The sequence below is a fragment of the Mesorhizobium sp. dw_380 genome, assembly GCF_018588885.1.
GTDB lineage: Bacteria > Pseudomonadota > Alphaproteobacteria > Rhizobiales > Rhizobiaceae > Mesorhizobium.
The window spans coordinates 20,368-42,252 of the sequence record NZ_JAFFIW010000012.1; the positions used below are offsets into that span (position 1 = coordinate 20,368).

Consider the following 21,885-nt stretch of genomic DNA (forward strand, 5'->3'; position numbering starts at 1 on the left):
CGGCATCGGGGCACAACCTCGAATGGCCTATTTTTCATGTTCGATACGAAGTTTGCAATCGTGCTGCGCGAAGACTTGCCCATCTGGCAGAAGCTCAACGTCACCGCTTTCCTGACCAGCGGCGTCGTCGCGCAGTTTCCCGACATCATCGGCGAACCCTATCGCGACCGCTCCGGCAATCTCTACAATCCGCTGTCGATCCAGCCGGTCATCGTGCTGTCGGCCGACCAGGCGACGCTCGCCGCGATCCACCGGCGCACGCTCGAGCGTGGCGTGACGACCTCCGTCTACGTCGAGGAGATGTTTTCGACCGGCTTCGACGCGGCCAATCGCGCCGTCTTTGCCGAGTTCGCGCCTGATGACGCCAAGGTGGTCGGCATCGCGCTGCGCGCCGAGAAGAAGGTGGTCGACAAGATCACCAAGGGCGCCCGTATGCACGCTTAGCGACGCAGGCGTGGACTAAGCCTGGCGGCTTCTGTTGTTATGCCAGCAGGCTTGGGCGCGCCATTGAGCTACAATTGGCTTGCCGGCAAGCGACAATTCCCGCAAAGGTGGGCCTCAGCCCAGCTTTCCTCGGCCTGCAAGTGAACGTTCTCCCAAAACATGTCGAAAGCGCAACGCCGCCAGTGGCGATCCTGTGCATGCTTGCCACCTATGTCTGCTTCACCTTCCTCGACACCTCAAGCAAATATCTCGTCCTGGCCGGCGTTTCCGCGCTGATCGTCGCCTGGGTGCGCTTTGCCGTGCATGTCGTGCTGGTCGGCACGCTGTTGCGCGGCTGGCGCCAACCCATGCGGTTTCGCCCGGTCAACCTGCCGGCACATGTGCTGCGCGGTGTGTTCCTGTTCGGATCGACCATGTGCAACATCTTGGCGCTGCGCTCCCTGCAACTGGCCGAGACGACGTCGATCTATTTCTTCGGGCCTATGGTGATCACGGCACTTGCCGGCCCGCTGCTCGGCGAATGGGCCGGCTGGCGGCGCTGGCTGGCCATACTGGCCGCCTTCGCCGGCGTTCTGATCATCACAAGGCCAGGTGTCGGCGTTTTCGGCGTCGGGCATCTCTTCGCGCTCGGCTCGATGCTGTCGAACTGCTTCTATGTCATCATGACGCGCCGCATGTCGGCAACCGAGACCCCGGAAAGCCTGATCCTGTTCTCGGCGCTGGCGCCGGCGGTGCTGCTTTTGCCGATGCTGCCGTTTTCCTTCTCGCTGCCGCATGATGGCTGGCACCGGTTCGTGCTGCTCATGCTTGGCGTGTTCGGCGGCGTCGGGCACTGGCTGCTGGTGCAGGCTTATCGGCGGGCGACGACCACGGCGCTGGCGCCCTATCCCTATTCGCAGATGGTGTGGATGATCCTTTCCGGCTGGATCGTCTTCAAGCAGTTTCCCGACCGCTGGACGCTGGTCGGCGCCGCCATCATCGTCGCCAGCGGTCTCTATATCGTCCATCGCGAGCACCGGCTCCGGCTGCAGAGCCGCGCGGCCTCCGATGTCGAGGCGGAAGCGCTGGCAAAAAAACTTTGATTTGGTCCCGATCGATGGCATAAGGCCGCCTTTAAACTGTTTAATACATGTCGGACTGAAGCCGGTCGGGGAGCACAGGTCACTGGCACAGAAGATCAAGCTTTCGACGATCGCGGATGCGCTCGGCGTGTCCACGGCCACCGTGTCACTGGCGTTGCGCGACAGCCCGCTGGTTGCCGGCGGCACGCGTGACCGCATCAAGGAACATGCGCGCGCCATCGGCTATATCTACAACCGCCGCGCCGCCAGCCTGCGCACCTCGCGCTCGGGCATTGTCGGCGTCGTCGTGCACGACATCATGAACCCGTTCTTCGCCGAAATCCTGCGCTCGATCGAAAGCGAGCTCGACCGCAGCCGGCAGACTTTCATCCTGTCCAACCACTACGATCAGCTCGAGAAGCAGCGCACCTTCATCGATACGCTGCTGCAGCTCGGTGCCGACGGCGTCATCATGTCGCCGGCCATCGGCACGCCGGCTTCCGATATCCTGATGGCCGAGGAGAACGGCCTGCCGGCAGTGCTGATCGCCCGCACGGTCGAGGGTGCCGACGTGCCGGTCTTTCGCGGCGACGACGCCTATGGCACCGGGCTTGCCACCAACCATCTGATCTCGCTCGGCCATAAGCGCATCGCCATGATCGGCGGCACCGACCAGACCTCGACCGGCCGCGACCGCTACCAGGGCTATGTCAACGCCATGGAAGCGGCAGGGCTGGAAGTCAAGCCGTCCTGGCGCATTGCCGGGCCACGCACCAAGCAGGCGGGCTTCGAGGCGGCCGGGCAGTTCCTGGCGCTGAAGGACAAGCCGACAGCCGCCTGCTGCTGGAACGACCTCGTCGCCATCGGCCTGATGAACGGCATTGCCCGCGCCGGCCTGGTGCCGGGCATCGACATTTCCGTCACCGGCTATGACGATCTCGAGGAAGCGGCGATCGCCACGCCGGCGCTGACCACGGTCTGGAACGGCCAGCGCGAGGTCGGCCGCCGCGCCGCCAGCGCGCTGCTCGACAAGCTCAACGGGCAGATGGTGCGGCCCTCGCAGGAATTGATCAAGCCGGAACTGCATGTGCGCCAGTCGACCGGCAAGCCGGTGGAGCGCGCATGACCAAGGCCGACCAGCTGCAAGCCGTCGCCATTCTGGTGCCGGCCGACTTCAGCGACCATGCGGTGGAGCGCATCGAGCGGACATTCAGACGCGTCGGCATCGAGCGCGCCGATCCGGCGCTGGTTAGTGAGGAGATGCGCGACGCGGTTCGTGGCATCGCCTCGTTTGCCGGCATCAGCGCGGCGATGATGGATGCTTTGCCCAATCTCGAAGTCATTGCTTCCTTCGGCGTCGGCTATGATTCGGTCGATGTCGGCCATGCGGCCGCGAAAAACATCATGGTCACCAACACGCCCGACGTGCTGACCGAGGAGGTCGCCGACACCGCGATCGGGCTGCTCATCAACACCATCCGCGACCTGCCGCGCGCCGAAGCCTGGCTGCGCGACGGCAGTTGGGCGAAGAAGGGCAACTATCCGTTGAGCCGGCTGACCTTGCGTGCGCGCCGCGTCGGCATTTTCGGCATGGGCCGCATCGGGCAAGCCATTGCCCAGCGGCTGGAGGCGTTCGGACTGTCGGTTGCCTACCACAACCGGCGTCGCGTCGAAGGCCTTGCCTACCAGTATCACCCGACGCTGAAGGGGCTGGCCGAAGCGGTCGACACGCTGATTTCGGTGGCGCCCGGCGGCGCCTCGACGCAGAAGGCGGTCAATGCCGAGATACTGTCGGCGCTCGGCGCCAACGGCGTCTTCGTCAATATCGGCCGCGGCAGCACGGTCGACGAGGCAGCCCTAGCGGCAGCCCTGGCCAATGGCACCATCGCCGCCGCCGGGCTCGATGTCTTCGCCGACGAACCGAATGTGCCCAGGGCGTTGCTCGACGCGCCAAACACGTCCCTGTTGCCGCATGTCGGCTCGGCCTCCGAGCACACACGCCGCGCCATGGCGGATCTGTGCGTCGACAATCTGGTGTCCTGGTTCAGCGCGCGCCGTCCACTGACGCCGGTGCCGGAGACGGCGAATGTGAAGGCTCGCAGCTGAGTGGCCGAGCCGCCATATTTGTTAACGTCTGATTAACCCTTTGAAATCATTCTTCATCCTGCCCGCATACTGGATGAAGACCAGGATGAAAACGCTTTCCGCATTGATCGCCGCCGCCGCGCTGTTTGGCGGCATCCAGCTGTTTCATGGCGGCAGCGGGGAAAGCGTCGCCGAAGAAGGCGCGTCATCCGGCAACGCCTACAGGCTGGTCGCCAATGGCGATGAGGGCGCCTGCGCGGTCAGGCGCGGCGCCTCGGTTTCGGATGGACTGTCGCTGTTGACTGTGGCGCCGAATTGCCACCGGCTCCTGCCGGGCATCGAGCAGGCAAAATTCTGGCGCGAAGGACAGGACGGAACGGTCGCCTTCAGCGCCAACGGCATCGATCCGATCGTCACCTTCGCCCTGGCCGACGGCGACGGCTACGAATCCTATGCCCCGGCCACGCCATTGCTGTCGCTGGCGGGCGATCGGAAGGCTGACGACTGATTATTCCGCGGCGGCGCGGGCGCCGGCCTTCGCCGCGGCATGCAGGCGCACCGCATCGCCGAAGGCGCGGAAAATCTTGGCTGAGTTGCTGTCCGACTTGACCCAATATTCGGGGTGCCACTGAACGCCGACGGCGAACGCGCGCGAATCGCGCACGGAAACCGCCTCGACCGTGCCGTCCCCGGCCACCGCCTCGATCTGCAGCTTCGAACCGAGCCGGTCGATCGCTTGCCGGTGCAATGAATTGACCTTGATGTCGCCGGCCCCGAACACGCCGGCCAGGCAACTGCCGGCCTTGATCGAAATGGTCTGGTGGATGGCGAAGCGTTCGTCCTGCTTGTCGCTCACCGCCGCGCGGTGGTCGAGCGAACCTTCGCGCTCCTGGATTTCGGTGCCCAGCGTGCCGCCGAGCGCCACGTTCATTTCCTGGATGCCGCGGCAGATGGCAAGCAGCGGCACGCCGCGCTCGATCGCCTTGCGGATCAGCGGCAGCGTCGTGGCATCACGCGCAGGGTCATAGGGGCCATTGGCCTCGCTGGCGTCGCCACCATAGAGCGAGGGGTGCACGTTGGACTTCGAGCCGGTGACCATGACGCCGTCAACCGAGGACAGCAGCTCGTCGAAATCGAGCCTGTCGCCGAAAGAAGGCACCAGCAACGGGAACACACCCGCGCCGACAACCGCCGCTTCGAGATATTGCTGCGGGGCGGCATGCCAGGTGTAGTTGTCGAACTGACGGACGTCGGTCGATATGGCGACGAGCGGCTGATGCATTTTGGGTCTGTTTTCCATCTGGCAAGGGAATGTCCTGCCTTCAAAATAGGCGATCCCGGGGTATTTTTCCATGCCAAGTTTCAGCGCGTCGCATGGGCCACGAAATCGCTTGTTAGACTATAGTTGCAGGGTAGCATGGCTTGGTTACCAAATCCGGCCGCCGTGCTGGACTAGACTTTTTGCCCGTGTATTGTTCGGCCAACCGACACGGGAGCCGAGGATTTCCCGAACGTCGGTCTTTGGTCCAAACGGGAGGAACTTCATGGATCGTCGTTCGTTCATTCGCAAGGCCGGCGTGACCGGTGTCGGCGCCGCAGCGGCAGCTGCCACGCTCGCCGCACCAGCAATAGCCCAGTCCAATCCCAAGGTGACATGGCGGCTGGCGTCGTCCTTCCCGAAGTCACTCGACACCATCTATGGCGGCGCCGAAGTGTTCTCCAAGATGCTGTCGGAAGCGACCGACGGCAATTTCCAGGTCCAGGTCTTCGCCGCCGGCGAACTCGTGCCCGGCTTGCAGGCCGCCGATGCCACCACGGCCGGCACGGTCGAGGCCTGCCATACGGTGGCATATTATTACTGGGGCAAGGACCCGACCTGGGCGCTGGGTGCGGCGGTTCCCTTCTCGCTCAACGCGCGCGGCATGAATGCCTGGCACTACCATGGCGGCGGCATCGACCTGTTCAACGAGTTCCTCGCCACGCAAGGTCTGTTCGGCTTGCCCGGCGGCAACACCGGCGTGCAGATGGGCGGCTGGTTCCGCAAGGAGATCAACACGGTCGCCGACCTCGCCGGCCTCAAGATGCGCATTGGCGGTTTCGCCGGCAAGGTGGTGCAGAAGCTCGGCGTCGTGCCGCAGCAGATCGCCGGCGGCGACATCTATCCGGCGCTGGAAAAGGGCACTATCGACGCCGCCGAATGGGTCGGCCCCTATGACGACGAGAAGCTCGGCTTCTACAAGGTGGCGCCCTATTACTACTATCCCGGCTGGTGGGAAGGCGGACCGACCGTCCACCTGATGTTCAACAAGGCGAAATATGAAGAGCTTTCGCCGACTTACAAATCGCTGTTGCGCACCGCGGCCCAGGCCGCCGATGCGAACATGCTGCAGAAATACGACTATGTGAACCCTCCGGCGGTGAAACGGCTGGTGGCAGGAGGGGCGAAGCTGCGCCCCTTCAGCCAGGACATCATGGCCGCCTGCTTCGAAAAGGCGAACGAAGTCTATGCCGAGATGGAAGCCTCAAACGCGCCCTTCAAGAAGATCTGGGAATCGATCAAGGGCTTCCGCAAGGAGCATTACCTCTGGGCGCAGGTGGCCGAGTACAATTACGACACCTTCATGATGGTGCAACAGCGCAACGGCAAGCTGTAGGTCTAGTACGCGCCGGCTATGACCGAAGTTTGCGCCGCCCCTCATCCGCCTGCCGGCACCTTCTCCCCGTATAGTGACGGGGAGAAGGTGGTAGGCAGCAACGCTTGGCGCCATTTCTGCAACGGTGGCGATTGACGAAATCCTCCGCGAAGTCGTCCTTCTCTCCGTCACTATACGGGGAGAAGTGCCCGGCAGGGCGATGAGGGGCGGCGCAAACATTCGTAACTGACAGTCCGCGCCGTTGACACTTCAGCTCCTGCCCGGCACCACCAGCACCTTGACCTCGCCCGGAGCCGGCGGATTGGCGATCACATCAGCCGCCTCTTCGAGCGGCACCTGCCTGGAGATCAGCCGGTCGATCTCGATCGCTCCCGACGCGATCAGCTCGGCGGCGCGGCGGTGTGTGTAGGGATTGAGGAACGAGCCCAGCACCTTCAGTTCCCGAAACAACAGGTCGAAGGGCTCGAATTCCGCCTTCACGCCTTGCGGCGTCACGCCGACGATGACGACCGTACCCCCGGCCCTTGCCAGCCGCATCGATTGCTCGACGGTCTCGCGCACACCAGCGCATTCGAACACCACGTCGGCGCCGCCTGGCACCAGGCCCGCCCGTCCGGCGATGGTATCGATGACATCGGCGGCGGTGGGATCGACCGTCACTGTCGCGCCGAGATCCTGCGCAAGCGCACGGCGCGAAGCCTGCCTGGTCGACAGGATGATGGTCGTAGCGCCGGTCAGCCGCGCCAGTTGCACGGTGAGCAGGCCGATCACGCCGCCGCCAAGCACGACCACCGAGCTGCCGGGCCTGATCTCGGCCAGATCCACGCCATGCAGGCAACAGCCGAGCGGTTCGCAGAACGCGCCATGCGTCGGCGGCAAGCCGGCGGGCAGGAGGAAAGCCTGCTTCTGCGGCAGCACGACATAGTCGGCAAAGCCGCCATCGCGATGAATGCCGATGGCATTGAGATTGCGGCAGAGGTTGACCCGGCCGGCATGGCAATGCGGGCATCGCCCGCAGGCGATGTTGGGATCGCCGGTGACGCGGTCGCCGACCGCAAAGCCGGAGACGGCGTTGCCGACAGCCTCGATGATGCCCGAAAATTCATGTCCGGGTGTCACCGGCGGCCTGCACGGGAATTCGCCATGGAACAGATGCCGGTCGGTGCCGCAGACGCCGCAGGCTTCGATCCGCACCAGAAGCTCATCCGCTCCGGGAACAGGTTTCTCGATCTCGCGCAGAGAGATGCTGCCCACCGCTTCCAGCCGCACCGCTTTCATGGTGTCACTCCCATCAGTTGAAGCTCGGCGGCTGCGAAAGGTCCGGCTGAGGCGTTGCCGGCTTGGCCGGCGGCGCGTCGCCAAAGCTCGGCGGCTGCGAAAGGTCGGGGGCGGCGGGACCGGCTGGAGCCGCGCCACCATTGGCCGGTGCTGTGCCGTTGGCCGGCGGTGCACCAAGAGGCGACATGCCAGGCACACCCGGCACCGTGTAGTCGATCGTGCCGGAATCGATCGCCGTGGCCTTGTAGTGCATCACCATTTGCGGAAAGGCGATGGTCAGGGCAATCATGATCACCTGGATCAGGACGAAGGGCACGGCGCCCCAGTAGATCTGCCCGGTGGTGACCGGCGCGATCTTCTTGCCGGTGAGGCGGTCGAGATAGGGCACGCGGGCGGCCACCGAGCGCAGGTAGAACAGCGCGAAGCCAAAGGGCGGGTGCATGAAACTCGTCTGCATGTTGACGCCGAGCAGCACGCCGAACCAGATCAGGTCGATGCCGAGCTTATCGGCGGCCGGCGCCAGCAGCGGCACGATGATGAAGGCCAGCTCGAAGAAATCGAGGAAGAAGGCGAGGAAGAAGACGAGGATGTTGACGCCGATCAGGAAGCCGACTTCGCCGCCCGGCAGAGAGATCAAAAGGTGTTCGACCCAGATGTGGCCGTTGACGCCGTAGAAGGTCAGCGAGAACACCCGCGCGCCGATCAGGATGAACAGCACGAAGGACGACAGCCGCGTCGTCGAGGCCAGTGCCTGTTTGACCACGTCCAGCGACAGCCGCCCTTTTGCCGCCGCCATGATCAGTGCGCCGACGGAGCCCATGGCGCCGCCCTCCGTGGGCGTGGCGATACCAAGGAAGATGGTGCCCAGCACCAGGAAGATCAGCGCCAGCGGTGGGATCAGCACGATGATCACCTGCTGCGCCAGCCTCGACATCATGTTGAAGTTCAGGCGCTGGTCGGCGATCGCCACGGCGTAGATCAGGATCACGCCGACGCAGGCGCCGAGGATGTCGGCATTGTCGCCATGCGCCGGCTCGAGATAGCGGTATGCCGCATAGGAGATCGCGACCGCCGCCAGCAGCGCCGCCAGCAGCGACAGCACGCCGTGGCCGAGCGTGCGGGCCTCGAGCGGCAGCGCCGGCATCGAATGCGGCCGGATGATCGACATGACCAGGATGTAGAGCATGTAGAGGCCGGTGAGCACGAGGCCCGGAATCAGCGCGCCCGCATACATGTCGCCGACCGAGCGGCCGAGCTGGTCGGCTAGCACGATCAGCACCAGCGATGGCGGGATGATCTGGGCGAGCGTACCCGACGCCGCGATGACGCCGGACGCCAGCCGGCGGTCATAGCCGTAGCGCAGCATGATCGGCAGCGAGATCAATCCCATGGCGATGACCGATGCCGCCACCACGCCGGTCGTGGCGGCAAGCAGGGCGCCAACGAAGATCACGGCATAGGCAAGGCCGCCGCGAATCGGCCCGAACAGCTGGCCGATCGTATCGAGCAGGTCTTCGGCCATGCCCGATCGTTCAAGCACGATGCCCATGAAGGTGAAGAACGGAATGGCCAGCAGCGTATCGTTCGACATCACCCGGCTGCCGTAGAAATTATCCGGCAGTGCGTGCAGAAGCGGCCAGGCGAGGTTGATCGATCCGCCGGAATAGGGCGAGAGCAGCACGCCGATGAAGAAAAACATCAAGCCGTTGGCGGCCAGCGAAAAGGCGACGGGGTAGCCGATCAGCAGGAAGATGATCAGCGACGCGAACATGATCGGCGCCATGTTCTGGGCGATGAATTCCATCACGAGCGCACCTCGTCGGCCAGTGCCTTCGCTTCGAGTTCGGCCTGCTCATGGGCCGATATGAACGGATTGGGGTCGTCCATCATGCCGCGCATGATGGCGATCTTCTTGATGATTTCGGAAATCCCCTGCAGCGCGAGCAGGAAAAAGCCAACCAGCAGGATGGCCTTGGCCGGCCAGATGATCAGCCCGCCGGAATTGTTGGACATCTCGCCGCTGCGAAACGACAGCGACACATAGGGAACGAAATAGATCACCATCAGCGTCACGAACGGCATCAGGAACAGGATGTGGCCGAGGAGATCGATCCAATGCTGCACGCGGCGTGAAAACAGCCCGTAGACGATATCGATGCGGATATGCTCGTTCTGTTTCAGCGTATAGGCGGCCGCCAGCATGAAGGCGGCGCCGAACAGATACCATTGCAGCTCCAGCCACGCGTTCGACGAGATATCGAAAATCTTGCGGATGACGGCGTTGGCCGCACTCACCAGGATCGCCAGCAGGATCAGCCAGGATACCGATTTTCCGATGAGTTCGTTGGCGCGATCAATGGCCCTGGATAGAGCGAGAAGCCCTGCCATGCATTCCTCCCTTTTTCGGAGGCGTGCCGGCTCCCCTTATTCCGTCACGCCGCTTGGTCCAACCGTATGCCGCGCGTGGACTGACGGGTCAACAAGCATGGAAGCAACAAACAGCATCAAATGAAAGCAAGCGCCGGAGGCTGACGGTCTGACCCGGCGTCATGCAACCAAAGTCTGATGGGCTCAATTGACCTTGCCGGTGTCGCGGCCGGCGCCGATCAGGATCAGCATGGCCACCAGGAGCACATACATCCACGCATCGCGCCATTCGACCGGGAAATAGCCGGCCCACAGTGATTCGGCCATGCCGAAGGCGGCGGCGCCGAGTGCTGCCCGGGGTGGCGAGAGATAGCCGCCGACCGCCGTCACGAACAGGATCTTCAGGCCATAGACGAGGCCGGACCCGAAGCTGACATTGCCGTAATAGAGGCTGGCCATAACGCCGGCCAGTGCGGCGCAGAAGCCGCCGAACAGCACCGCACGCCTGAGCACGCCGCGCACGTCGACGCCGCACAGGGCGGCGGCCCTGGGATCGTCGGAGACGGCGCGCCAGGCCCGGCCGAAGTTGGAGCGGCCAAACACCGAGGTGGCGAGTGCCACCGCCGCCAGCACCACCGCGCAGTCGAGCACCTGGATCAGCGTCAGCGTCGCCTTGAAGCCGGCGCCTTCGGCGAAAACGATGGGCTGGGCCAGCATCGGCGGCAGCCACAGATCATGTGTGTCGGCAGCGATGCGGCTTGCTTCAGACAGGACGAGCAGGATGCCGAGGGTCGTCACCACGATGGCATTGGGCGAACGGTCGGCCAACGGTTCGAAGACGCTCCGCGACAGGACATGGCTGATCAGCGCGGCATAGAGGAATGCCGCGAGGATGCCGAACAGCACCGACGCCAACAGCGTCAGCCACAGCACCTGGTAGCCGAAGGCGACGCTCAGGATCATCGCCTGGCCGCAGAAGGCGAACAGCGCGCCATAGGCGAGGTTGGTGCGGTGCAGGATGCCGTTGGTCAGCACGTAGCCGAAGGCGAGCAGCGCATAGAGCGCACCTGAATGCAGCCCGTTCAGCACCTGCTGGAAGAAATAGAGCATGCAAACCTCGGATCATGCCGTCCGGAAGCAACGGTTGTGACGACGACATGTTCAAAAAAGGCCGCGGAGACCGCATCCCTGAGAAGGTTTGCATCCCGGAATCTAACTTGTCAAATGCGATTTATCGGTTAGGTTTGGGCATGACAGTTGCCTGGACCCCGCACCGCTTCACTGGCGGCATGCTCGCGCTCGACACGGCGAACACCGTCGTGCTGCGCGGCGATCCGCAGCGCACGTTCGACCGTTTCGACGATGTGGCCGAAATCGCCCGCTTCGCCGATGCGGCGAGCGGCTTTCGGGCCGCCGAGCTCGGTGACAGGCGGCTGGAGGTATCCTCGCCTGAGGCAATCGCGCCCGTCGTGCTGTCGATCCGCGAGGCGACCGACCGGCTGTTTCGCGGCGCGGTGTCGAAAGGCGCGGTCGCCACCGCCGACCTGCCCGAATTCCTGCGGGCCTGCGCCCAGGGCCTGGCCGGCAGCCGGACGGAGATCGGCGCGCCGGGAAGGCCGTTCGGTGATCCCGCGAGGCCGATCGCCTTCGAGGCGGCGCTCGCGGTCTCGGCGCTTTCGCTGCTGCGCGACGACACCGTGGCGAGGCTCAGGATCTGCCCCAACTGCACCTGGCTGTTCGTCGACAGAAGCCGCAATTCCAGCCGTCTTTGGTGCGATATGGCGGTGTGCGGCAACCGGCAGAAGGCAAGTCGTCACTATCGCCGCCGCCGTTTGGCGGCCCATGAGGTCAAGGATGCCTAGAGGATTTTCCCGTTCGGTGGTCGCCGGCGCCATGCTGATTGCCGCCGTCGCGCTCGGCGCCTGTCGCGACACCGGCAGGGGTGAAGGCAAGCTGTTCGAGGTTTCCGGCAAGATATTCGTCTTCAACTACCGCCTGGCCCGGGCGACCTATGTCGTGACGCTTCGGCCCTTACAGCCGATGGGCGAGGGGCAGGTGGCGGTTGCCAGCTTCCAGAATCCCGCCGGCGGGGCGCCTTTGGTGGTCGAGCAGAAGGTCTGGCCGAAGCTCGACAAGGTCAGCCTGGAGAGCCCGGCGCTGACCTGTATCGTCAAGAACAAGCCCTATGCCATCGCCATCAGCATCAAGGGCCCCGACGGTGCGATCCTGCAGAAGATCGACACCACGCTGATGTCGACGGAGGATCAGTCGATCCTGCCCGATCGGCCGCTGGTCATCGACCAGCTCTATACGGCCAATCCAGACCTCGCCGGCCATCCCGACGGCAAGCTGCCGGGTGAGCCGAAGCCGGACTGCTCGAAAGCCGGCTGACACCTGCCGACGGGTATCGATTTCGGCTGGAATTTTCGTGCGCCGTTGCACTGTCGGTGCGCGGTTTCGTGCGCGGTCCAGCGCCCGCCGGTCCGTTTGTTGCGCGTTGCCTGGTCCCTTCGATTTTGTTTGACCTGCCTTGCAAGGGAAGAAAGGATGCGTCATCCGATCCCGACGTTGGCTGCTGCCCTGCGCGGCCTTCGCAGAGGAAATGCCTGATGACGCTGCATGATGTCGCGCTCGACGACAAGTTCGATCTTGGAAAGGAGCGCATCTTCCTGTCCGGAGCGCAGGCGGTCATCCGCATGCTCCTGATGCAGCGCGAGCGGGATCGTCGCGCGGGCTTGAATACGGCCGGCTTCGTCTCCGGCTATCGCGGCTCGCCGCTTGGCGGCCTCGACATGCAGCTGTGGAAGGCGAAGAAGCAGCTCGCCGGGGCCGACATCGTCTTCCAGCCCGGCCTCAACGAGGAGCTTGCCGCCACCGCCTGCTGGGGATCGCAGCAGACGGAACTGCTGGGCGAGGGCACCCATGACGGTGTCTTTTCGGTCTGGTACGGCAAGGGTCCGGGCGTCGATCGTTCGGGAGACGTGTTCCGCCACGCCAATCTCGCCGGCTCGTCGAAGCATGGCGGTGTGCTTGCGCTCATGGGCGACGACCATATGGCCGAATCCTCGACCAATGCGCACGCCACCGAATTCCTCTTCGTCGACACCATGGTGCCGATCCTCAACCCGGCCGGTGTCCAGGAGATCATCGACTACGGCCTGTACGGCTTTGCCATGTCGCGTTTCGCCGGCACCTGGGCGGCGATCAAATGCGTCAAGGACAACATCGAATCGACGGCCTCGGTCGATGCCTCGCTCGAACGGCTCAACATCGTCGTGCCGGAATTCGACATGCCGCCGGGCGGCCTCAACATCCGCCACGAGATCGACATGCTCGGCCAGGAGGAGCGGCTGCACGAGTACAAGCGTGCCGCGGCCTCGGCCTTCATCCACGCCAACGGGCTGAACCGCATCGTCTATTCGGGCGGCCGCACCCCGAAGATCGGCATCATCACGCTGGGCAAGAGCTATCTCGATGTCCGCCAGGCGCTGGAGGATATCGGCGTCGACGAGGCGGCCGCCAACCGCATCGGCGTGCGGCTGTTCAAGGTCGGCTGCCCTTGGCCGCTCGACCTGCATCACATCGCCGACTTTGCCCGCGGCCTCGACACCATCGTCGTCGTCGAGGAGAAGCGCTCGCTGATCGAGGTACAGCTGCGCGAAAGCCTCTACGGCACCGCCACGCAGCCGGTCATCGTCGGCAAGAAGGACGAGCGCGGCGATTGGCTGTTCCCGGCCAAGGGCGCGCTCGACCCCAACGAGATCGCGATTGCCCTTGGCGAGAGGATCCTCAAAACCATCGGTCCGTCGGAGGAGATCTCGGCGCGGGTGGGCAAGCTGCGCCAGTTCCAGGCGATGCTGGCGGACGCCACCGACATCGGTTCGCGCACGCCCTTCTTCTGTTCCGGCTGTCCCCACAATTCCTCGACCAAGGTGCCGGATGGCTCGATCGCCGGCGCCGGCATAGGCTGCCATTTCATGGCTCTGTGGATGGACCGCAACACCCTCGGCTTCACCGCCATGGGCGGCGAAGGCGCGCAATGGGTCGGCCAGGCGCCATTCTCGAAGCGCGGCCACATCTTCCAGAATCTCGGTGACGGCACGTACAACCACTCCGGCACGCTGGCGATCCGGTTCGCGCTGTCGAGCGAGGCCAACATCACCTACAAGATCCTCTACAACGACGCCGTGGCCATGACCGGCGGCCAGCCGCATGAGGGCGGCCTCACCGTCGACATGATCGCCAGGCAGGTGCGGGCGGAGGGTGTCGACCGCATCGCCATCGTCACCGATGAGCCGGATAAATATGCAGGGAAGGTCGAATTCCCGGCCGGCGCCACCATCCACCACCGCGACGACCTCGATCTCGTCCAGCGCGAGCTGCGCGACGTCACGAGCGTCTCGATCCTGCTCTATGACCAGACTTGCGCCGCCGAAAAACGCCGGCGCCGCAAGCGCGGTACCTTTCCCGATCCCGACAAGCGCGTCTTCATCAACGAGCTGGTCTGCGAAGGCTGCGGCGATTGCGGCGTGCAGTCGAACTGCGTCTCCATCCAGCCTGTCGAAACCGAATTCGGCCGCAAGCGCAAGATCGACCAGTCGAGCTGCAACAAGGATTTCTCCTGCGTCAACGGCTTCTGCCCCTCCTTCGTCACCGTGCACGGCGCCAAGATCCGCAAGGCCGAGGGCCTGGCCGGCAAGTCCGATCCTCTCGACGGCGTGCCGACACCAGCCGAATTCCCGCTGGGCACTGAGGGCTGGGCGGCGATCATCGACGGCGTCGGCGGCACCGGCGTCGTCACCGTCGGCGCCGTGCTCGGCATGGCAGCCCATCTCGAGGACAAGGGCTGCGGCATGATCGACATGGCCGGCCTTGCCCAGAAGGGCGGCTCGGTGTTCACCCATGTCCGCATCGCCCGCACCCCGGACGACATCCATGCCATCCGTGTTTCTGCAGGGAAGGCCGATCTCGTGCTTGGCTGCGATCTCGTCGTCTCGGGGGCCAAGAAGGTGCTGACCGCGGTGCGCGAGGGCCATACCATTTTCCTCGCCAACACCGCCGAGATCATGCCCGGCGAGTTTGCCCGCTCGGCCGATTTCTCATTGCCGGTCGAGCGTCTGAAGAAGGCGATCCGCGCCGCTGCCGGCGACAAGGCGCATTTCTTCGACGCCACCCGCACCGCCACCGCTTTGTTCGGCAATTCGCTCGGCGCCAACATGTTCATGCTCGGCTTTGCCTTCCAGCACGGTGGCCTGCCGCTTTCGGCCGAGGCTGTTGAAAAGGCTATAGAATTGAACGGCGAAGCAGTGGCGATGAACATTTCCGCCTTTCGCTGGGGCCGCCGCGCGGCGCACCAGCCGGATTTCGTACGCGGCCTCGTCGCCCAGCCGGGCAAGGCGGGACAGGCCGCCCCGGTCACGCAGACGCTGGACGAGATCATCGCCCGCCGCATCGCCTTCCTGACCGCCTACCAGAACGCCGCCTACGGCAAGCGCTATGCCGACAGGCTGGCGCTGCTGCGCGCTGCCGAAACGAAGGCCATTCCCGGCTCGACCTCGGTGACCGAGGCGGTGGCGAGAAACCTGTTCAAGCTGATGGCCATCAAGGACGAATATGAGGTGGCGCGGCTCTATACCGACGGCTCCTTCGCCGCCGAACTTGGCAAGCAGTTCCAGAGCTACGAGAAACTCGAATTCCATCTCGCGCCGCCGATCATGGGGCGTCGCGGCAATGACGGCAAACCGAGGAAATCGAGCTTCGGCCCCTGGATGATGAAGGGTTTTCGCCTGCTGGCGGCCATGAAGCGCCTGCGCGGCACCGCCTTCGACCTGTTCGGCTACACCGCCGAACGACGCATGGAACGGCAGCTTTTGGCACAATATGAGGGCGATCTTGAGCTTGTCGCCAAGTCGCTTACACCAGAAAAGGCCGATGCGGCGATCGCTCTCGTCTCGGTCCCTGCGCTCATCCGTGGCTACGGCCATGTCCGGCAGGCCAGCGCCGAAACAGCCGCGGGCGAGCGCCAAAGACTGCTCGAACGCCTGTCGGCGGCGCCGACGCTGCTCGAACTTCGGGCCGCCGAGTGAGGCCTTGTTTACCTGAAACTCGGTTTCCCGGTCTGTCCTGCCTGTTCGCGCCTTCGGCAAACGAGCCAAAACCGCTGTTCTAAGCCTTTCTTAAGGCGGATGTGGGATGACGAGGCCTAGCGTTGGGCCGACGAATGGGCAGAACAAAAACCGAAAACATCCCGGCGGATGTTTATATCCAGTTTGTGCGGTCGTTGTTCGACAACGCCCACATGCTGGTGATCGGTGGCGTGTGCTACTGGATCCTCGGATTCATGATCTACTTGCGCACGAACAACCCGTTGTTCCTGGGTTTCTCTTTTGTTCTGCTGTCCATCTGCCTTTACCGTTATTTCGGCATTCGCGCCTTCCGGAAGGCGGGCCGTGTAATAGCCGACGTCCAGGAGGCGCAGCGCTGGGAGCGCAACTACATCCTCAAGGGCAGCATGCAGGGCCTCGGCTTGGGCGCGCTGTGCTTCATATCGATCTATGTGTATCCCGATCCCTTTGCCGAACTGGCCGCGACGTCGCTGGCCATCGCAACCTTGGTGACGGTGGTTGGCCGGAATTACGGCTCCCCGCTCATGGTGAGGATTTTTTCCGTGACCTTCATTGGTCCGGCAGCACTTGCACTCTTGCTGCGCATGGATTTGCCCTCGGTCGTTCTGGGGTTGATGATCATCCCGTTGACGTTCGTCACGATCAACAGCGCCGACCACGTCCGCGACGTGCTTTTCTCGGCGGTCATCGGCCACAAGGAAGCGAGGAAGCTCGCGCTCAGATTCGATCGCGCGCTCAACACCATGTCGCACGGCCTCGTCATGCTTGGTCCGGACGGTCGCGTGGCGGTCGCCAATGCCGAGGCCGCGCATCTGATGTCACTCAAGTCGGCCGATGCGCTGCTCGGACGCTCGATCCATGGTCTCCTGATGCGCGGCGTCGCCGGCAGCATGCTTGCGCCGAAGGACTGCCGCTACATCGAAGCTCAGCTGACGCGCGCCTTGCGCGAGGGCCGCGACCGCAAGGTTCTGGTTTCCCTGGCCAACGGCCAGCACTATGAATTCTCGGCCCGCGAAGGCAGCCAGGAACTCGGTGTCATCACCTTTGAGGATGTGACGGCGCGCGTCGAGGCGGAAGAGAAGATCCGATTCATGGCGCGCTACGACAATCTCACCGGCCTGCCCAACCGTGCCTACTTCCACGAACTGGTCGGCGAGGCGATGGCGTCCGGCGACCGTGACCGTCTCTGCGGCCTGGCCGTGCTCGACCTCGATGATTTCAAGAGCGTCAACGACACGCTTGGGCATCCGATCGGCGACGGGTTGATCTATGCGGTCGCCGAGCGTCTTGCCGCCGTCGCCGGGCAAGGCATCACCGTCAGCCGCTTCGGCGGCGACGAGTTCATGGTCTTCTTCGACCGCATCGAGGACGAGAGCCATCTGACCATCCAGATCGACGAAATCTTTGCCGCCTTGCAGGGGGAAGTCGACGTCGCCGGCCACGGGCTGCGCATTCAGGCCAGTGGCGGCGCGGTGCTGTCGCGGGTCGGGGACAGCGATGTCGACGCCATGATCGTCAAGGCGGACCTGGCACTCTACAAGGCCAAGGAGCTTGGCAAGAATGGCTGGCGGCTGTTCGAGGCGGCCATGGACGCTGCGTTCCGCAACCGCCAACTGATGAAGGCGGATCTGCGCAGCGCGGTGGACAGCGAGAGCCTGCGGGTGGTCTACCAGCCGATCGTGGCGATGAACACCATGCGCATCGCCAGTTGCGAGGCGCTGTGCCGATGGGACCATCCCGATCTCGGACCGATCTCACCCAGCATCTTCATTCCGCTGGCCGAGGAAATGGGCATCATTTCCGAAATCAGCACCTTCGTGCTGCAGGCAGCGTGCGCCGAATGCGCCAAATGGCCTGACCAGACCAGTGTCTCGGTCAACCTCTCTGCCAAGGACTTCCGCAGCCGTGATGTCGTCCAGAAGGTTCGCGATGCACTGGCGAGTTCCGGCCTTGCCGCCGGCCGTCTGGAGATCGAGGTCACCGAAACGGCGCTGCTCGACGACAAGTCGCTGACGCGCCAATATATCGAGGAGCTGAAGCAGCTCGGTGTGCGCATCGCACTCGACGATTTCGGCACCGGCTATTCGAGTCTGAGCTACCTGCACAAGCTGCCGCTCGACAAGATCAAGATCGACCGCTCGTTCCTGATGGACGTCACCCAGAACAGCCGTTCGCTGGAGCTGCTCAAGGGCATCGTCAACCTGTCGCGCCCGCTGGGACTTTCCGTGACCGTCGAAGGCGTCGAGACCTTTGAGCAGCTCAAGATCCTGGCCTTGCAGGTCAAACCGGATCTCGTGCAAGGCTTCCTCTTCGGTGCCGCGCTTAGTGCGTCGGGCATCGAGACGATGTCGACTGCCACCTGGCCATTCGCCGCGGACCTGCGTCTCACCGGCAAACGGACAGCCCGGTTAGTGCCGTAGTTTCGAAGTCCGCCTGGTGCGCTCACAAAGAACGCATTCTCAGAGGCCAACGATCCCCATCGCGTTGCGAGTGTTCTTGCTGACCAAGATATTCTCGGACGCGTTCCCGGCTGTTAAGGTTAACAGAAGGTAAATCAACAACATCTAAATTTCTGCTTGTGTCTCATTTTGACTCGAATAGCCTATCCGTAGGCGGAATTTCGAGGATAGATAATGAATGCTGCAGGGGCTGCAAGGAATGCGTCTGGCGCGGTCAGGGCAGCCGGGGATTCGGTGCTGAACCGATCGATGATGCAACTGCTGGAGCATGTCGATTATCGCCTTATTACCGGAGGCGAGGATTTGGAGGCGATTTACCGGCTCCGCTATAAATCCTATCTGCGCTCAGGCATGTGCGGCCCGCTCGCCAGCGGGATGTTCGAGGATCGCTGGGACAACCTGCCCAATTCCTACCGGTTCGGTGTCTATTGCTATGGCGAATTGGTGAGCACGATCCGCTTCCATTACATTTCTAGCGAGCACCCGAATTCGCCCTCCGTCGATGCCTATCCGGAAATATTGATCGAGCGACTTGCCCGCGGAGAAACCTTTATCGACGGAACCCGGTTTGCAACCGATCCCGACGCCGCACCGGCGCCCGGAGTGCTGCCGTTCCTGACACTCAGGGTTGCCATGGTGGCCTCGCTCTATTTTGGCCAGGACTCGGTGCTGACGCCGGTCAAGGTCGAGCATTCCAATTTTTATTCTCGTTATTTCAATGCCGTGCAGAGGACCGAGGCTAAGGAATTTCCGGGCGTTCTTACCCGGATCGCCCTGTTCGAAATCCCCGCCGGCGAAAATATGCGTCTCACGCTCGAACGGTTCCCATTCTTCAGGTCGACGCCCACGGAACAGCGGCTGATGTTCGCCAATCCGGCCATCAACCGGCTGACGCCTTTGTCCATCGTGCCGACAGCGAAATATTATCGCGACGCCGCCTGAGGCTCCGCGATTTTCACGAAGCTCTGGAGCCTTCCGGCCGGATCCGCGTTCTGATGACGGCGGAGGGCCGCCGCTTCGTCTTTGTCGTCATGCCAACGGATCTGCCAGAGGACCCGACATGCATATTACCCAGATCGCGCTCACGCCGCTTATCTCGCTGATCGCCGGCGTGCTGATCCTCATCATGCCACGGCTGCTGAACTACATCGTCGCGCTTTATCTGATCGTCGTTGGGCTGCTCGGGCTTTTCCCGCATCTGGCCAGTTGAGCCGAGCAAGTCTGGCGCAAAGCCGTCCTCGCCGGCCCTGCGGTTTCAATTTTCCCTTGAGGCAGTTGTCGGCTGCGATGCGGCAATAGCGCCATTGCCCTCGGCCCGGCTTTTCGCTATGTGCCTGAACGATGTCTTCGAAGGGGTATTCCTATGGCTGATCACTCGCCGACCGGTCCTGTCGAGCTGGGCGCGAAGATGGACTATGCCGAGCATGACCGCACCTATGCGGGTTTTCTCAGGCTGGCCAAATACGGATCGCTTTTCTGCGGCGCGCTGCTTCTGGCGATGGCTTTCGGCTTCTTCGCGGGCGGCTTCTTCTCGGCGACCATCCTGTTCATCCTGATCATGGCCGTCGGCACCTTCATTCTGCGGTAGACCTTCCAAAACCCTCTTGCCTTGACGTTGCCGGATGCTCCGGCCGACATTTTTGCGCAGACAGGTTCCAGCCGAAAGGATCATGCGGTGGGGCAGACGGTTTTCATCCCTCGTGAGCTTGATGCGAACGAGCCGCGCGTCGCGGCTTCGCCCGATACGGTCAAGCGGTTGGCGGGGCTTGGCCTCGATGTGGTTGTCGAAACCGGCGCCGGCACGCGGTCGCGTATCCCCGACGAAGAGTTCGCCAAGGCAGGGGCTGCCATCGGCAAGGCGGCGGATGTCGCCAAGGCCGATGTCGTGCTGAAGGTTCGCCGGCCTGATGAAGTCGAGCTGAAGAGCTACAAATCTGGCGCCGCCGTGATCGCCATCATGGATCCCTACGGCAACGATGCAGCCGTCGCGGCCCTTGCCAAGGCCGGTGTCATCGCCTTCTCGATGGAGTTCATGCCGCGCATCACCCGCGCGCAGTCGATGGATGTCTTGTCCAGCCAGGCCAATCTTGCCGGCTATCAGGCGGTGATCGACGGCGCCTCGGAATATGATCGCGCCTTGCCGATGATGATGACCGCGGCGGGAACCGTGCCGGCGGCAAGGGTCTTCATCATGGGTGTCGGCGTGGCCGGCCTGCAGGCGATCGCCACCGCGCGCCGTCTCGGCGCGGTCGTCACCGCCACCGATGTCCGCCCCGCCGCCAAGGAGCAGGTCGCCTCGCTCGGCGCAAAATTCCTGGCGGTCGAGGACGAGGAGTTCAAGGCCGCCGAGACGGCTGGCGGCTACGCGAAGGAAATGTCGAAGGAATATCAGGCCAAGCAGGCGGCCCTCACATCAGAGCATATCGCCAAGCAGGACATCGTCATCACCACGGCGCTGATCCCCGGCCGTCCGGCGCCCAAGCTTATCTCGGCGGCGATGGTCGCCTCGATGAAGCCGGGCTCGGTGATCGTCGACCTCGCGGTCGAGCGCGGCGGCAATGTCGAGGGCGCCGAAGCAGGCAAGGTGGTGACCACGGCCAATGGGGTTAAGATCGTCGGCCATCTGAACGTGCCGGGCCGCGTCGCCGCGTCGGCGTCGCTGCTCTATGCCAGGAACCTGTTCGCCTTTCTCGAGACACTCGTCGACAAGACGACCAAGACGCTCGTCATCAAGCGTGATGACGAACTGGTCAAGGCGACCATGCTGACCGACGGCGGCAAGATCGTCCATCCCGCCTTCGCCAAGGCCGACCAGCAGCCGCATGTCGAGCCGGCCGCGATCCCAGCCAAGACCATGGTCGCTTCGGCCGAACCGGCTGCGCCCAAGAAGAAAGCCGCCGCATCCAAGTCGCCCTCGTCCCAATCGTCGCCCTCGTCGTCACCCGCCTCCAAGTCGCCCTCGTCCAAGTCGAAAGGCACAGCGTGATGGATCAGACCCTGCAGAAAGCCCTCGACCAGCTCGACCAGGCGAGCGCTGCCGTCAGACTGGCGGTGCAGAACCTGGCCAACGCTCCGGCTGGTGCCGGTGCGGCGGGTGGTGCGGCGCACGCGCTGACCGGCGGCGCCATCGATCCCTTCGTCTTCCAATTCGCCATCTTCGCGCTGGCGATCTTCGTCGGCTACTACGTCGTCTGGTCGGTGACCCCTGCGCTGCACACGCCGCTGATGGCGGTCACCAACGCCATCTCCTCGGTCATCGTCGTCGGCGCGCTGCTCGCCGTCGGTATCGCGGCTTCCGGCATTGCCGCGGGCTTCGGCTTCGTCGCGCTGATGCTGGTGTCGGTCAACATCTTCGGCGGCTTCCTCGTCACCCAGCGCATGCTGGCCATGTACAAGAAGAAGGACAAGTGAC

The 21,885-nt window shown here is 63.6% G+C and carries 20 protein-coding genes; 15 read left to right on the forward strand and 5 right to left on the reverse strand.

Annotation, left to right across the window (positions count from 1 at the left end):
* Positions 1–36 precede the first annotated feature (36 nt).
* The 5 genes from JT360_RS14390 to JT360_RS14410 all read left to right on the forward strand — a co-directional run bounded on the left by JT360_RS14390 (position 37) and on the right by JT360_RS14410 (position 4,098).
* On the forward strand, positions 37–444 hold the full coding sequence (locus JT360_RS14390) for a DUF2000 family protein (RefSeq protein ID WP_214472328.1): 408 nt from the start codon (positions 37–39) through the stop codon (positions 442–444).
* 197 nt (positions 445–641) lie between these two features.
* Positions 642–1,526: a DMT family transporter gene (locus JT360_RS14395; protein WP_214472449.1), complete on the forward strand. Its 885-nt coding sequence runs from the start codon at positions 642–644 to the stop codon at positions 1,524–1,526.
* 82 nt (positions 1,527–1,608) lie between these two features.
* Positions 1,609–2,631 (forward strand): LacI family DNA-binding transcriptional regulator, encoded by a 1,023-nt coding sequence (locus JT360_RS14400; protein WP_214472450.1) that lies wholly within the window; start codon positions 1,609–1,611, stop codon positions 2,629–2,631.
* Positions 2,628–3,611: a 2-hydroxyacid dehydrogenase gene (locus JT360_RS14405; protein ID WP_214472329.1), complete on the forward strand. Its 984-nt coding sequence runs from the start codon at positions 2,628–2,630 to the stop codon at positions 3,609–3,611. Before JT360_RS14400 ends, JT360_RS14405 begins: the two co-directional genes overlap by 4 nt.
* 85 nt (positions 3,612–3,696) lie before the next feature.
* Positions 3,697–4,098 (forward strand): hypothetical protein, encoded by a 402-nt coding sequence (locus tag JT360_RS14410; RefSeq protein WP_214472330.1) that lies wholly within the window; start codon positions 3,697–3,699, stop codon positions 4,096–4,098.
* Here JT360_RS14410 and JT360_RS14415 read toward each other — a convergent pair whose 3' ends face one another.
* Positions 4,099–4,872, reverse strand: coding sequence for a gamma-glutamyl-gamma-aminobutyrate hydrolase family protein (locus JT360_RS14415; protein ID WP_250888814.1), 774 nt, complete (start codon positions 4,870–4,872; stop codon positions 4,099–4,101).
* A 262-nt stretch (positions 4,873–5,134) separates the two neighbouring features.
* Between JT360_RS14415 and JT360_RS14420 the strand changes: the two genes are divergently transcribed.
* Positions 5,135–6,244, forward strand: a complete 1,110-nt coding sequence (locus JT360_RS14420; protein ID WP_214472332.1) for a TRAP transporter substrate-binding protein — start codon at positions 5,135–5,137, stop codon at positions 6,242–6,244.
* Positions 6,245–6,493: 249 nt separating this feature from the next.
* On the opposite strand, the gene JT360_RS14425 is transcribed toward JT360_RS14420, so the two are convergent.
* The 4 genes from JT360_RS14425 to JT360_RS14440 all read right to left on the reverse strand — a co-directional run bounded on the left by JT360_RS14425 (position 6,494) and on the right by JT360_RS14440 (position 10,999).
* A complete protein-coding gene (locus JT360_RS14425) occupies positions 6,494–7,522 on the reverse strand; it encodes a zinc-dependent alcohol dehydrogenase family protein (RefSeq protein WP_214472333.1) in 1,029 nt (342 codons plus the stop codon).
* 13 nt (positions 7,523–7,535) lie between these two features.
* The gene (locus JT360_RS14430; protein WP_250888815.1) at positions 7,536–9,326 is read right to left on the reverse strand and encodes a TRAP transporter large permease; all 1,791 of its coding nucleotides are present in this window, start codon (positions 9,324–9,326) and stop codon (positions 7,536–7,538) included.
* The gene (locus tag JT360_RS14435) at positions 9,326–9,910 is read right to left on the reverse strand and encodes a TRAP transporter small permease subunit (protein WP_214472335.1); all 585 of its coding nucleotides are present in this window, start codon (positions 9,908–9,910) and stop codon (positions 9,326–9,328) included. Before JT360_RS14435 ends, JT360_RS14430 begins: the two co-directional genes overlap by 1 nt.
* A gap of 183 nt (positions 9,911–10,093) precedes the next feature.
* A complete protein-coding gene (locus tag JT360_RS14440) occupies positions 10,094–10,999 on the reverse strand; it encodes a branched-chain amino acid ABC transporter permease (RefSeq protein WP_214472336.1) in 906 nt (301 codons plus the stop codon).
* 140 nt (positions 11,000–11,139) lie between these two features.
* On the opposite strand from JT360_RS14440, the gene JT360_RS14445 reads away from it, so the two are divergent.
* The 9 genes from JT360_RS14445 to JT360_RS14485 all read left to right on the forward strand — a co-directional run bounded on the left by JT360_RS14445 (position 11,140) and on the right by JT360_RS14485 (position 21,884).
* Positions 11,140–11,751, forward strand: a complete 612-nt coding sequence (locus tag JT360_RS14445; protein ID WP_214472337.1) for a CGNR zinc finger domain-containing protein — start codon at positions 11,140–11,142, stop codon at positions 11,749–11,751.
* The gene (locus JT360_RS14450; RefSeq protein WP_214472338.1) at positions 11,744–12,280 is read left to right on the forward strand and encodes a hypothetical protein; all 537 of its coding nucleotides are present in this window, start codon (positions 11,744–11,746) and stop codon (positions 12,278–12,280) included. Before JT360_RS14445 ends, JT360_RS14450 begins: the two co-directional genes overlap by 8 nt.
* 218 nt (positions 12,281–12,498) lie before the next feature.
* Entirely contained in the window at positions 12,499–15,975 is a 3,477-nt protein-coding gene (locus JT360_RS14455; protein ID WP_214472339.1) for an indolepyruvate ferredoxin oxidoreductase family protein, read from the forward strand.
* A 134-nt stretch (positions 15,976–16,109) separates the two neighbouring features.
* On the forward strand, positions 16,110–18,434 hold the full coding sequence (locus JT360_RS14460; RefSeq protein WP_214472340.1) for a putative bifunctional diguanylate cyclase/phosphodiesterase: 2,325 nt from the start codon (positions 16,110–16,112) through the stop codon (positions 18,432–18,434).
* A gap of 213 nt (positions 18,435–18,647) precedes the next feature.
* Entirely contained in the window at positions 18,648–19,415 is a 768-nt protein-coding gene (locus tag JT360_RS14465; protein WP_250888816.1) for an N-acyl amino acid synthase FeeM domain-containing protein, read from the forward strand.
* A gap of 118 nt (positions 19,416–19,533) precedes the next feature.
* Positions 19,534–19,683 (forward strand): DUF3096 domain-containing protein, encoded by a 150-nt coding sequence (locus JT360_RS14470; protein ID WP_214472341.1) that lies wholly within the window; start codon positions 19,534–19,536, stop codon positions 19,681–19,683.
* Positions 19,684–19,836: 153 nt separating this feature from the next.
* Entirely contained in the window at positions 19,837–20,061 is a 225-nt protein-coding gene (locus JT360_RS14475) for an aa3-type cytochrome c oxidase subunit IV (RefSeq protein ID WP_214472342.1), read from the forward strand.
* An 87-nt stretch (positions 20,062–20,148) separates the two neighbouring features.
* Positions 20,149–21,459, forward strand: coding sequence for a Re/Si-specific NAD(P)(+) transhydrogenase subunit alpha (locus tag JT360_RS14480; protein ID WP_214472343.1), 1,311 nt, complete (start codon positions 20,149–20,151; stop codon positions 21,457–21,459).
* A complete protein-coding gene (locus JT360_RS14485) occupies positions 21,459–21,884 on the forward strand; it encodes a proton-translocating transhydrogenase family protein (RefSeq protein WP_214472344.1) in 426 nt (141 codons plus the stop codon). Before JT360_RS14480 ends, JT360_RS14485 begins: the two co-directional genes overlap by 1 nt.
* The last annotated feature ends 1 nt before the right edge of the window (position 21,885 follow it).